Source organism: Bradyrhizobium sp. CCBAU 53351, from assembly GCF_015291745.1.
GTDB lineage: Bacteria > Pseudomonadota > Alphaproteobacteria > Rhizobiales > Xanthobacteraceae > Bradyrhizobium.
The window spans coordinates 3,403,726-3,416,186 of record NZ_CP030059.1 but is presented as its reverse complement, the minus strand read 5'-3'; the positions used below and the strand labels follow the sequence as shown (position 1 = coordinate 3,416,186).

The following is a 12,461-nucleotide window of genomic DNA, read 5'->3' as shown; positions in this document are numbered from 1 at the left end:
CTCAGCTTTGCCAAGGGGTGTTGCGGATGCGTGTGCACGCGTTCGGCTTGCGGAAGCTGGGTCGTGATCCTCGATGTAGTCGAAATTCACGGTCCCGAACGTCGTCTGCGGCTTCTTCAGTGCCGAGCAGGTCTGCACCTTCAGGAACTCGTTCTTGAAGTCACCGCGCGGAAACGCCGATATCACCTGGTCGCGCTGCTCCGGGGTGTAGTCGTCGTATCCAACGCCGACGACGTCCACCAGAACGCCTGCGTTGGTGAGAGCGATCTCCGGCCTCATATATTGAGGAATGCCGGGCGTGGTGTGGAGCGCGATGGCTTCCCAGACCAGATCGGCCTGCGGCTCGGCGATCCCGCGTGCCCGAAGAAACTCCCGCGCAGCATCGGCCCCGTCGACCTCAAACCGTTTTGTCGGCGTGTGGTAGTGATCGACCAGGCCGAGATCGTGAAACAGCGCCGCGACGTAGAGCAATTCGGAATCGAATTTCAGCTTCTGACGTAGCCCCTTCATCGCACCGAACACGTAGACGCGGACGGAATGATTGAACAGCATCTCGTCTTCATAGCTGCGCACGAGGTCGGTGGCCTCGCGCGCCAGTTGGCTGTCGGGAATTCTGACGCCGGAAATCACGCTCGTCATCTTCAAACTCCTGCCTTTCATTGGATTGATGCCGCGCGATCCGTCAGGCCGCCTTCTCGAGCGCGGCCTGCGGGGTATTTCTGAAGCTGATCGACATGCGGTTGTACGCGTTCATCATGCTGATGGCGATCGTGAGATCGACGAGCTCGCGCTCGCCGAAGACCGCGCGAACGGCCTGATACGCCTCATCCGGAACGCCCGTCTCCGCGACGCGGGTCACCGTCTCGGCCCATGCGAGTGCGGCGCGTTCACGTTCGTCGAAGAGATGACCGGCCTCGGCCCAAGCCTGGACCAATGCGAGTTTTTCGATCTTCACGCCGTTCTTGAGCAGGTCGCGCGTGTGCATGTCGAGGCAATAGGCGCAATTGTTGATCTGCGAGACGCGCAGGTAAGCGAGGGTCACCAGCGTCGCAGGAAGCCCGCTCTGCATGACGTAGCCATAGACGCCGCCCAGTGCCTTCGCGCCGGCCGGTGCAATGTGGTTGTAGTTGAGACGCTCACCCATCTGGATTCTCCTTGATAACCGAGGGAGCAAGCACTCCCTTCCTTTCCTCCCTCAGATGCCCCTGCCATGGTTCATAAAAAAGGACCAAGAACGCACGAAAATCGTGTACCAAGAACCATGACCAAACCGCTGCGGCTGGAGCTCGATCGGTCCGCGAAGACACCGCTGGCCGAGCAGATCCACAAAGGGATCCGGGCCGCCATCGAAAGCGGCGTGCTCGCACCGGGCGCGCGCCTGCCCTCATGGCAGGATCTGGCGGCCCAGCTCGGCGTCGCGCGCGGCACCGTGCGCTCAGCCTATGAAAAGCTCGCATCCGCCCAACTGATCGTCGCGGCCCGCGCGACCGGCACGCATGTCGCCGACCGACCGCGCTTCCCCGTGCGGCGGGACAAGGCCCCAGCACCGGGCTCGTTCATGGAAATGTACCAGGAGCTCATTGCGGGCCCGGCGATCTTCCAAATGGGCGTGCCTTCGCGAGAGACCTTTCCCGCGACGCTGCTCGCGCGCATGCACGCACGGGCGGCTCGTGTCGAAATGAGCGCTCCTGCGATCTACCCCGATCCGCGCGGCGAGCCGGACTTGCGACGCGAGATCGCGGCCTATCTTGCGCTGGCGCGTGGGATCGAGTGCATGCCGTCCCAGATCATCATGACCAGCGGCTTCGCCGGCGGCCTCGGCCTGGCGCTCCGAGTCCTCGGCCTCGAGCAGAACAAAAAGGTCTGGATGGAGGATCCCGGCTTTCCTTTCGCCCGGCATGGGCTCGCGCTCGCGGGATTGTCGATCGTGCCGATCCCGGTTGACGCGGATGGCATCGACGTCGACGACGGCCTGCGCCATGCACCCGACGCGGCGCTGGCTGTCGTGACGCCCGGGCAGCAAGCGCCGCTCGGATCCACGCTGTCACTGGCACGACGCGCGCGCCTGCTGGACTGGGCGACCCAAAACAAGGCGTGGGTGATCGAGGACGATTATCTCAGCGAACTTCAACTGAAGGGCCGGGCCACGCCGGCGCTCGCCTCGCTCGATCGCTCCGGCCGCGTCGTTCACATCGGCTCGTTCAGCAAGACCATTAGCCCTGCCTTGCGGCTCGGCTTTGTCGTGGCACCCGCCGCTCTGGCGTCGCGATTTGCCGAGACTGCGGCGTGCCTTGCTCCGTCGCCTGGGCGCGCGGTGCAGCTCGCCACCGCCGATTTCATCCGCGAGGGCCATTATCTCCGGCATCTGCGACGCACCAAGCGCGCCTACGCCGCGCAAGGCGAGGCATTGCTGAAACACCTCCGGCCGCGGACCGTAAACGTTGCGATGGCCGGATTGGCCGCGGTGCTGCGATTGCCGGACCAAGCCCCCGATCTTGCCATCGCCAGGGAAGCAGCAGCGCTTGGACTGGCGCCGACGCCGCTGTCGCTCTGGTACGCGTCAAAGGCTTCGGCGCGCCCAGGACTGCTGCTGGGCATCGCAACGTCCCCGCTCAGGCGGATCGCGGCCTCCTCCGACCGGCTCCTTCAGATCATCGACCGCCTGACGTGATCGGACTTAGGCCTCGGCGGCCTCAACCGGCCATCGTCACGATCAACGGTCCCTTGCGCGTGGCGATCACGGTGTGTTCGTACTGCACGGTCGGCGCCTCGGGACTGCTGTAGAGCGTCCAGGGGTCATCGCCATTCTCTGCCCACGCGGCGCCCATGGAGAGGAACGGCTCGACGGTGAACACCAGGCCATCGTTCATGATGCGGCGTTCGGAGCGGTCGGGCCATGTCGCGATCTCCGTCGGCTCCTCATGGAGCGACAAGCCGACACCGTGACTGGCGAGATTCCTGACCAGGCTGTAGCCGTTCTTCCGCGCAAAGGTCCCGATGGCCTGGCCGATCCCGGCAATCGGCTTGCCGGCGCCAACCTGCTGCAGGCCTGTCCACATCGCCCGCCGGCCGTCCCGGCAAAGCCGTTCAATCGCGCGGGCGACGGGCGGAACGGCGAAGGAGGCGCCCGTATCGGCGAACAAGCCGTTCTTCTCGGCTGACACGTCGATGTTCACGAGGTCGCCGCGCGCGATCCGCCGCTCGCCCGGGATGCCGTGCGCGATCTCCTCGTTCACGCTGATGCAGGTCGCGCCGGGAAAATCGTAAGACAGCTCCGGGGCCGAACGCGCGCCGGCGGCTTCCAGCAGCTTTCGCCCGATCAGGTCGAGCTCGGACGTGGTCATGCCCGGCTCGATCGCCTTCCCCATCGCCTCCAGCGTATTGGCGACGATGCGCCCGATCTCTTTCAGGCGCGTCAGGTCGTTGTCATCGGAGATCGTCATGTCGGGGCTCTCTACGAAAGCCGGGACATAGCTCTTGCGAGGCCGGCTTGCAAATCGGACCGATTCTTCGCCCGATATGTCCTCATCCCTCGTCGAGCAGATTGCGAACCTTCGTCGCCAGGTCTTCGATCGCAAAGGGCTTGGAGAGCAGATGCTTGCCGGCATCGAGCATGCCGTTGTGAACGATCGCGTTGCGCGTATACCCGGTCGTGAACAGCACCTTCAAATCCGGGTATCGTTTCGACAGCTCGGTAGCAAGTTCAGCGCCGGTCATGTCGGGCATGACGACGTCGGTAAACAGCAGGTCTGGAATGAGACCATTTTCAATGGTCCTGATCGCTTCCCTGGCAGTCGCGGCTTCGATGACCGTATAGCCAAGCTCGCGCAGGCTTTCGGATGAGATGCTGCGGACCCGCTCGTCGTCCTCGACAACGAGGATGGTCTCGCTCTGAAGGCTTGCACCAGGATGTGTAACGCCCTGCGGCGACGTTGAAGGCGCCTCCTCGCCCGCAAAGCGTGGAAGATAGATTTTCACCGTCGTGCCAACGTCGACTTCCGAATAGACTTTGACGTGGCCGCCCGACTGCCGCACGAAGCCGTAGACCTGACTGAGGCCGAGGCCGGTGCCCTTGCCCACGACCTTGGTCGTAAAGAACGGATCGAACACCTTCCCCAGCACATCGGCCGGAATTCCGGTGCCGTTATCCGTGACGGCGATGAGAACGTACTGTCCGGGCGACAGGGCGTATTCGCGGGCATATTTCCGGTCGATCGAGGCATTGCTGGTCTCGATCGTCAGCCGGCCGCCCTTCGGCATGGCGTCGCGCGCATTCACCGCCAGGTTGATGACGGCGCTCTCCAGCTGGGCCGGGTCCGCCTTGACGCGCCAAAGGCCGGCCGCCAGGACGGCCTCGAGGCGAACCAGCTCTCCGAGCGAGCGCTCCAGCAGCTCGCTCATCCCGCCGACCATCTTGTTGAGGTCCACGACCTCGGGCGCCAGAGGCTGTTGGCGCGAGAACGCGAGCAGCCTTTGCGTCAAGGTGGCTGCGCGGTTTGCGCCATCGATCGCGCCCTCGATGAAGCGGTCGATGTTGACCTCTCCCTTGCCGAGCCGCCGCTTGGCGAGATTCAAGCTGCCGAGAATAACGGCCAGCATGTTGTTGAAGTCGTGCGCGATCCCGCCGGTCAACTGCCCAACAGCCTCCATCTTCTGGGATTGCCGCAATTGCTCCTCGGCCTTCATGCGCTCTGCGATCTCGTCGGCGACACGTTGCTCCAGCCCGGCGTTGAGCGTCTCGAGCCGGGTCAGAAGCCGGGCATTGTCGATGGCCGTGGCGGCGTGGCCGGCGATCCCGAGCAACGCCGCTTCATGCTCGGGCTGGAACATGGCCGTCTCGGCATGACCGAAGAAAAGTCCTCCAAGCACCTCACCCGTCCGCGAGATCACGGGGACCGCAAGATAGGATCGAACCGGAAGATGGCCCTCGGGCATGCCCTTCCGCGGTGTGTTTTTGCCATAGCGTGGGTCTTGCAAAATGTCGTCAGACCTCACCACGCTCGTGCCTTTGAAGGTCGGCTCGAACACGGCCGTGTTGCGAGGCATCGGGAAGTTCTCGAAGGCCGATCGCGGCACTCCGGACAGCGAATAAAGCATGTAGCTGCCGCCATCCGAGGTCAGAACATTGTAGAAAAATGCCCCGAACTGGGCGCCCGTCAGCTCGACGCCGGCGTCCGTGACGATCTGCACGATCTTCTCGAGATTGCGCTCGCGGGCGACCGATGCACCCGTGTCGTTCAGTATCCTGAGATGACGCTCGGTTTTCTTTTGCGCGGTGATGTCCAGCACCGTTCCGATGAAACGAACAGCCTGGTCGCTGGAGAAAATGGCCTGCCCCGTCGCTGCAATCCAGCGTTCGATGCCATCCTCGATGCCGACAGTTCGATACTCGATGTTGTAACTCGACGGCGCATGGGGATTGAGGGCCGCGGATACGGCTTCGTGGGCGCGCTGCCTGTCGTCGGGATGAATGCCTCTCAGGAACGCCCCTTCGTAGCTGACCTCGGCGTCCGGCGAGAGACCGAAGACCTCCTTGCAGCGACTGTCCCATCGCAAGACGTCGTTGACCGGATCATAGTCCCAGGTGCCGATGCCGGCCGCCCTGTTCGCCAGGACCAGACGTTCGGCAGCTTCCCGGGCTGCCTGCTCCGAGCGGACGCGCTCGATATGCGCCCATGATCGCTCGGTGACCTCGGTGAGCAAGGCGAGTTCGCGCGCCGTCCAGCGATGCGGGCCGCGGTGATGAATGGCCATCAGGGCAGTGAGCTGCCCTTCCTTGACCAGGGGCATGCAGATCGTCGAGCCTATGCCGATATTCTGGAAGGTTGCGGCCTCCTCGGGCGCGATCTCCTTCAGATTGTCGTTGATGATGAGGGGCCTGCCGGCGCCGAGTTCTCGCACCGCCTTCGCGCCGAAGTCGGCCAGACTGTAGTGCCCAAGGATATGCATCGCGCCTGGGGCAGCCCAATCACCGCGAATGGTGAAGCCGTCCTGATCGGGATCCATGTCGGCATAGGCGCAATTGGAGACGCCGAGATGCTCACCCAGCATCCTGGTCGTCACCGCCATCACCCCATCGGCATCACGGGTCCTCGCGGTCTCCTTGTTGAGCGCGTCCAGGAAGAGCAGCCGGGCCTCGTTCTCCCGCACGGCCGTCTCCGCGCGGCGGCGCTCGACCGCGGTGCGCGTGCGCTCGGCAACATCGCGGATCAGCTCTAGTTCGTCGGGGCTCCAGTCGCGCGGCGCCGCGTTGTTCAGATAAAGCAGTGCCACGACCCCGTCGGGCTCGGAGATCGGCATGTTGACCAGCGCGCGCGCAGAGATGGCCTCGAGCGCCTGAGCGCGGTCGCCGACGCGAGGGTCTTTTTCCGCATCGGCACAGACCACCGTCTCGCCGCGCTTCAGATCTTCGATGTAGCTGCCGTAGTCGCGGAAGCGCAGCACCCCTGCGAGGCTCTTGATGCCCGGAGCGTTCCAGTCGCGGGCGATGGTGATGGTCTCGGCCGACGTGTCGACCGTGCCGTAGCCGGCCCTGCTGACCTTCAGGCTGCGGCCGAGCAGCTCTGCCGCAGCGTAGGCGAGATCGTCAGGGTTATTGATCTCTCGGATGTAGTCGCCAAGTGCAGCCAGGACGGCATTGCGATCGGTCGAGGTCTCCCCGGCCGCCGTTGTCATCTGACTCCCCCCGCCAATTTGCTCGTTTCACCGAATACCGTTTCACAGCAATCCTGCAGCATCCGCGTCCAGCCGGCGGCCACGCCAGCGAGAGGCTGGCATCCCGCGCGCCCTGATAACCTCATGAAGGCGTTAAGGTTCCGCGAGGTCGCGCGGTGGGTCGCGGCTCCGCCCCGGCTGACATTGCAGGCAAATTGGCGGAGGCCAAAGCCGGTGAGCGCATCACGAATTGAGATGCGGCCAGCTCCACGTCGTGACCAAATAAACGTGAATCGGCGCGCCACCGAAAGTTGTGAAAGCGGCGGTCGTCCTGTAGCCTCGGCATCGATATTCACTTGGTGGTTTCATACTTGATGCTCGTCCGAGTCCTGCTTCTCCTGTCCTGCCTGTCGATTCCCGGTACCTTGCGCGCCGAAGAAGCCCCGGCCGAGAAAGCCGGATTTGCCTCCAGGCTGACGATCTATCTCGCAAGAGGCGCACCCGACGCGTGCGGGCCGGGCTGCGACCGCTGGATCGCGATCGAGGGCCAGATCGACCAGGATGCGGCATCGCGTATTCGCCGCTTCCTCGCCGGCGTCAAGGATACGCAGCGGCCGATCTACCTGCATTCGCCCGGCGGAAACGTCGAGCAGTCTTATGTGATCGGCCGGCTGCTGCGCGGCCGCAAGGCGATCGCGCGGGTCGGCCGGACGATCGCGACGGCATGCGCCGCCGGCACGCAGGTGGATGCCGCTTGCCTCAAGATCAAGAACACCACCGGCGAGGTCGAGGCCGAGCTCACCACCTATCACGCGATGTGCAACTCGGCCTGCGGTTACCTGTTTATCGGCGCCACCTTGCGCGAGGTCGCCCCAGATGCCGCGCTGGCGGTGCATAATTCCAGGCTGATCCTCACGTTTCGAGGCAGTCCACCTCCGGAGATGGTTGCGGAAGCGCGGCGGCGCCGGATCGCCAGCGCCGACCGCGACCGCGCCGCGTTCATTGCGTCGATGGGCATCAGCCGCGAGCTCGATGCGCTGATCCGCACCGTGAAATTCGAAAGCCTGCACGTGCTGACGCGGCCCGAGCTCTACCGCTTCGGGATCGACACGCGGCCGCTGGCCGAGACGACGTGGCGGCTGGAAAAAGGCACGCGGCCATTCATCAGCAAGGTCGCCGCGGTGAAGAAGGACAGCGACGCCTCGTTCCGGACCATGGAATGGCGCCTGTATTGCGAAAACAAGAAGCGCGTGCCGCTGATGGTCGCAAGCGAGATCGACGCCGCCGCCACGGCCAAGAAGACGATCCTGATGGCCGCCAGCGCCGATTTGAGCAAGGAGGCCGGAGGGCCTCCGGTGCGGCTCGGAAAGTACGAGGTCTGGAGCGGCGCCGTCGACCCCGACATGGTCAAGGCGGTGCTGGCCTCGCACTCCCTGCAGGTCCGCGAGACCACGCCGGAGCCGGAGGGAAAGGCTGACATCACCAGCTTCAACATCGACATGACGGGTTTGACGTCGGTGTGGACCCAGCTCGGGACCTCCTGCACCTCGGCGGCGGCAGGCCCGGCAAAATCGTGGCCGGCAAATGCTCTGCGACCGACGCCCTGGACGGACACGCCATGGACGGCAAGTGGCGCACTGCCGAACGTCAGCGCAACGCCTGCGGCCACGGCCGCGCCGTAGCGCAAGCTTGCCAATCGGTCTTCAGCCGCTTCGCCTGTCCCGTCCGTCAGCCCTCGACCGGCGTGTAAATCACCAGCTTCAGCGCGGGATCGTCGTTGGCCTGGAAGCTGGTGTGCTCGAAGCGGAGCAGGCCCCTGGTCGGATGGTTCATGGTCTTGAGGCCGGACATCGTGCTGCGGATGTCGTGGGCTTCCCACCATTTGACGAATTCCGGACTCCCCTGGCGCAGCCGCGTCAGCAGCTCTGTAAAGGCGGGATCGCCGGCCCAGACGTCGTGGGTGGCGCGAAACATCGCAACCATGCTCTTGGCGACGTCGGCCCAGCCCGCGCCATAGATTTTTCGCGTCTGCTTGTTCGTCAGCACCAGCAGCAGCGTGTTGCGGTCCTGCTCCGGCAATTGCCCGAACGCAAAGACGTCTTCGGCCGCATCGTTCCATGCCAGCACGTCCCAGCGCCGCCCCGTGACATAGGCCGGCTGGTGCAGGCTCGCGATCATCCGCCGGATTGGCGGGGGCAAGATCTCGCGCGTGTACGCGGTCCTGGCACCGTCGCGCGCCAGCGCCTTCAGATGCGCGTGCTCGGTCTTGCTGAGGCGCAGCGCGCGGGCCAGCGCGTCGATGGTGGTGACGGAGGGGCTGACGGTGCGGCCCTGCTCGAGGCGGATGTACCAGTCGACGCCGATGCCGGCGAGCTGCGCGACCTCCTCGCGCCGCAGCCCCGCGGTGCGCCGACGCCTGCCGATCGGAAGCCCGACGGTTTTCGGCGACAGCTTTTCGCGGCGTGACCTGAGAAAATCGCCGAACTCGACGCGGCGTGGGTCGGCCATTGTCGTCGCTCCCGCGGATGGAGGGTCGCTAGAATACTAGGATAATACCAGGCCTTCTTGTTCCCGCCAAGGCGGCGCATATCGGCTTCACCCGACTTTGAGGTGAAACAACATGAAAGCTGCCGTGCTCAAATCCTTCGGCTCGCCGCTGGCGATCGAAAATGCCCCAGCACCGGTGCTCGGCACCGGCGAGGTCATCGTCGACGTCGTCGCCACGCGCGTCTTGTCCTACATGAACGAGGTCTTCGATGGGACGCGCAACTACGCCCTCGACCTGCCGATCATCCCGGGCCCCGGCGGCATCGGCCGGGTGCGCGCGATCGGGCCGGACGCAACCAAGCTCAGCGTCGGCGACTGGGTGTTCTGCGATCCGACGGTGCGCTCGCGCGACGACGTCTTGGCGCCCGACATCGCCTTGCAAGGACTGACTGCCGCCGGCCCCGGCGGCATGCGCCTGCAGCAGCATTTTCGCCACGGCTCGTTTGCCGAGCAGATGCGCGTGCCGACCGAAAATGTGAAACGGCTCGGCGCGATCACGTCGGAGGACGCGACGCGATGGTGCGCGCTGGGGACTCTGCTGGTGCCCTATGGGGGCTTTCTTGCCGCGAACCTTCAGCCCGGCGAGACCGTGCTGGTCAGCGGGGCCACCGGCAATTTCGGCAGCGCAGCCGTCTCGGTCGCACTGGCGATGGGCGCGGCCTGCGTTATCACGCCGGGCCGCAACGAAAAGATCCTTGCCGACCTCGTCCGCCGCTTCGGCAGCCGCGTGCTACCGGTCAAGCTCACAGGCAACGAAGATCACGACCGCGAAGCGATGAAGCGCGCGGCGCCCTCGCCGATCGATTGCGCGCTCGACATCATGCCGCCCTCGGTCAGCCCGACCGTCGTGCGGGCCGCGATCATGACGGTGCGCCCCTATGGGCGCGTCGCGCTGATGGGCGGCGTCGGCATGGCCGGCGGCGCGGGCCTCGAACTGCCCTACCCCTGGATCATGCGCAACTGCATCAGCATCCACGGCGTCTGGATGTACCCGCCGGATGCCGCGAGCCGTCTGATCGCGCTGGTGCGCGCGGGACTGCTCAGGCTGGAGGAGTACGAGGCGACGGCCTTCGACCTCGACCATGCCAACGAGGCCGTGGCGCATGCCGCCGCCAATGGCGGGCCGTTCAAGCTGACCGTGATCCGGCCCTGACGCCCAAGGGCGTGGGGCAGCGCCGCCGCCCATTTTTTTCGCAAGTCCCGCCAGCACTTGGCTACTGTGCATGGGGTTGTTTTCGCAAAATTAGCTAGTCGAGCTCGATCACCTGGCCGTTCGACAGCGAGACCCGCCGGTCCATGCGGCCGGCGAGCTCCATGTTGTGGGTCGCGATCAGCATCGACACCTTGGTCGCCTTGACCAGCTGCATCAAAGCCTGGAACACGTGGTCGGCGGTGTGGGGATCGAGGTTGCCGGTCGGCTCGTCCGCGAACAGCACCCGCGGCGCGTTGGCGACCGCGCGGGCGATCGCGACGCGCTGCTGCTCGCCGCCTGACAGCTCGGCGGGACGATGCGTGATGCGGTCACCCAGGCCGAGATAACCCAAAATCTCTTTCGCGCGCGTGACGCTCTCGGACTTTTTCAGGCCGCGGATCATCTGCGGCATCATCACGTTCTCCAGCGCGGAGAACTCCGGCAACAGCCGGTGCGACTGGTAGACGAAACCGATATCGGTGCGGCGCAGCTGGGTGCGCTCGATGTCAGGCAGCTGCGAGGTCGGCGCGCCGTTGACATAGACCTCGCCGGAATCGGGCGCCTCGAGCAGCCCCGCGATGTGCAGCAGCGTCGACTTGCCGGAGCCTGATGGTGCGACCAGCGCGACCGACTGGCCGGCCCACAGCGCCAGCTTGGCGCCGTCCAAAATCGTCAGCGGCACCTCACCCTGCAAGTACTGCCGCTTTATCTCGTGGAGATAAATGACCGGTACATCGTCAGCCCCCTGCTCAGCCCCTTGGCTCTCCATCAGCCCCTCACTCGTACCGGAGCGCTTCGACGGGATCGAGGCGCGCGGCGCGCCACGACGGATACAACGTCGCCAGGAACGACAGTGTCAGCGCCATGACGACGACCGCCGTGGTCTCGCCGATGTCGATCTCGGCGGGCAGCTTCGACAGGAAGTAAAGCTCCGGCGAGAACAGCTCGGTCGAGGTCAGCCAGGACAGGAATTGCCGGATCGATTCGATGTTGAGGCAGATCACGAGGCCGACGAAGAAGCCGACCATCGTCCCGACCACACCGATCGAGGCGCCCGTGATCAGGAAGACCCGCATGATCGATCCCTGCGAGGCGCCCATGGTGCGCAGAATCGCGATGTCGCTACCCTTGTCCTTCACCAGCATGATCAGGCCGGACACGATGTTCAGCGCCGCGACCAGCACGATCATGGTCAGGATCAGGAACATCACATTGCGCTCGACCTGGAGCGCATTGAAGAAGGTCGAGTTGCGCTGCCGCCAGTCGACCAGGAACACCGGACGTCCCGCGGCCTCCGTCACCGCCTTGCGGAAGGCATCGATCTTGTCGGGATTGGTGGTGAACACCTCGATCGAGGTGACGTCGTTGCTGCGGTTGAAATAGGCTTGCGCTTCGGCGAGCGGCATGAACACGAAGCCGAGATCGTATTCGGACATGCCGATCTCGAACACCGCGACGATCTTGTACGGCTTGATGCGCGGCGTCGTGCCCATCGGGGTCACCGCCCCCTTCGGCGCCACCAGCGTGATGCTGTCGCCGGCATGCAGCGAGAGCTGGTCGGCGAGGCGCCGGCCAATCGCGACGCCCTGCCCCTCGTCAAACCCTTCGAGCGAGCCCTGCTTGATGTTCTTGGCGATCGAGGTGAGGTTGTTGAGGTCGTCGGAGCGGATGCCGCGCACCAGGACGCCCGAGGCGTTCCATGGCGATGACGCCAGCGCCTGGCCGTCCACCACGGGCGCGGCGAGCCGGATGCCCCCGACCTGGCTGAGGCGGTCGGCGACGTCCTTCCAGTCGGTCAGCGGCGATTCCAGCGGCTGCACCAGGATGTGGCCGTTGAGGCCGAGGATCTTGTCGAGCAGCTCTTTGCGGAAGCCGTTCATCACGGCCATGACGATGATCAGCGTCGCCACACCCAGCATGATGCCGAGAAAGGAGAACCCGGCGATGACCGAGATGAATCCCTCCTTGCGGCGCGCCCGCAGGTAGCGCGCCGACAGCATCCATTCGAATGGCGCAAAAGGCGCGGTTTGCACGGTTTCGGTCATGGTCTCATCCATCGCTCGATAAT

At 64.9% G+C, this 12,461-nt stretch carries 9 protein-coding genes and 1 pseudogene; 3 read left to right on the top strand and 7 right to left on the bottom strand.

The genetic code is table 11. The annotated features are described in order from the left end of the window. Nucleotide 1: 1 nt before the first annotated feature. Nucleotides 2–639: pseudogene (locus tag XH83_RS15985) on the bottom strand (HD domain-containing protein). A 43-nt stretch (nt 640–682) separates the two neighbouring features. Beyond that, a complete protein-coding gene (locus XH83_RS15980) occupies nt 683–1,144 on the bottom strand; it encodes a carboxymuconolactone decarboxylase family protein (protein WP_194407880.1) in 462 nt (153 codons plus the stop codon). Between the two features lie 117 nt (nt 1,145–1,261). Here XH83_RS15980 and XH83_RS15975 point away from each other — a divergent pair, with 117 nt between their 5' ends. Next, entirely contained in the window at nt 1,262–2,671 is a 1,410-nt protein-coding gene (locus XH83_RS15975) for a PLP-dependent aminotransferase family protein (RefSeq protein WP_194407879.1), read from the top strand. A gap of 22 nt (nt 2,672–2,693) precedes the next feature. Here XH83_RS15975 and map read toward each other — a convergent pair whose 3' ends face one another. Continuing rightward, the gene (gene map, locus XH83_RS15970) at nt 2,694–3,443 is read right to left on the bottom strand and encodes a type I methionyl aminopeptidase (RefSeq protein WP_194407878.1); all 750 of its coding nucleotides are present in this window, start codon (nt 3,441–3,443) and stop codon (nt 2,694–2,696) included. A gap of 82 nt (nt 3,444–3,525) precedes the next feature. Beyond that, entirely contained in the window at nt 3,526–6,675 is a 3,150-nt protein-coding gene (locus tag XH83_RS15965; protein ID WP_194407877.1) for a GAF domain-containing protein, read from the bottom strand. 353 nt (nt 6,676–7,028) lie between these two features. Here XH83_RS15965 and XH83_RS15960 point away from each other — a divergent pair, with 353 nt between their 5' ends. Continuing rightward, entirely contained in the window at nt 7,029–8,336 is a 1,308-nt protein-coding gene (locus tag XH83_RS15960) for a hypothetical protein (protein ID WP_194407876.1), read from the top strand. Nucleotides 8,337–8,382: 46 nt separating this feature from the next. On the opposite strand, the gene XH83_RS15955 is transcribed toward XH83_RS15960, so the two are convergent. Then, nucleotides 8,383–9,162: a helix-turn-helix transcriptional regulator gene (locus XH83_RS15955; protein ID WP_194407875.1), complete on the bottom strand. Its 780-nt coding sequence runs from the start codon at nt 9,160–9,162 to the stop codon at nt 8,383–8,385. 112 nt (nt 9,163–9,274) lie between these two features. On the opposite strand from XH83_RS15955, the gene XH83_RS15950 reads away from it, so the two are divergent. Further along, the gene (locus XH83_RS15950) at nt 9,275–10,354 is read left to right on the top strand and encodes a zinc-binding alcohol dehydrogenase family protein (protein WP_194407874.1); all 1,080 of its coding nucleotides are present in this window, start codon (nt 9,275–9,277) and stop codon (nt 10,352–10,354) included. A 94-nt stretch (nt 10,355–10,448) separates the two neighbouring features. On the opposite strand, the gene XH83_RS15945 is transcribed toward XH83_RS15950, so the two are convergent. Next, on the bottom strand, nt 10,449–11,162 hold the full coding sequence (locus XH83_RS15945) for an ABC transporter ATP-binding protein (protein ID WP_194407873.1): 714 nt from the start codon (nt 11,160–11,162) through the stop codon (nt 10,449–10,451). A 7-nt stretch (nt 11,163–11,169) separates the two neighbouring features. Next, the gene (locus XH83_RS15940; protein ID WP_194407872.1) at nt 11,170–12,450 is read right to left on the bottom strand and encodes a lipoprotein-releasing ABC transporter permease subunit; all 1,281 of its coding nucleotides are present in this window, start codon (nt 12,448–12,450) and stop codon (nt 11,170–11,172) included. Nucleotides 12,451–12,461 lie beyond the last annotated feature (11 nt).

Bases quoted from the DNA above. Each gene is read 5' to 3' on its own strand.
- XH83_RS15960 (WP_194407876.1), top strand. From the start codon at position 7,029: ATGCTCGTCCGAGTCCTGCTTCTCCTGTCCTGCCTGTCGATTCCCGGT.
- XH83_RS15975 (WP_194407879.1), top strand. From the start codon at position 1,262: ATGACCAAACCGCTGCGGCTGGAGCTCGATCGGTCCGCGAAGACACCG.
- XH83_RS15965 (WP_194407877.1), bottom strand. From the start codon at position 6,675: ATGACAACGGCGGCCGGGGAGACCTCGACCGATCGCAATGCCGTCCTG.
- map (WP_194407878.1), bottom strand. From the start codon at position 3,443: ATGACGATCTCCGATGACAACGACCTGACGCGCCTGAAAGAGATCGGG.
- XH83_RS15940 (WP_194407872.1), bottom strand. From the start codon at position 12,450: ATGGATGAGACCATGACCGAAACCGTGCAAACCGCGCCTTTTGCGCCA.
- XH83_RS15980 (WP_194407880.1), bottom strand. From the start codon at position 1,144: ATGGGTGAGCGTCTCAACTACAACCACATTGCACCGGCCGGCGCGAAG.
- XH83_RS15950 (WP_194407874.1), top strand. From the start codon at position 9,275: ATGAAAGCTGCCGTGCTCAAATCCTTCGGCTCGCCGCTGGCGATCGAA.
- XH83_RS15955 (WP_194407875.1), bottom strand. From the start codon at position 9,162: ATGGCCGACCCACGCCGCGTCGAGTTCGGCGATTTTCTCAGGTCACGC.
- XH83_RS15945 (WP_194407873.1), bottom strand. From the start codon at position 11,162: ATGGAGAGCCAAGGGGCTGAGCAGGGGGCTGACGATGTACCGGTCATT.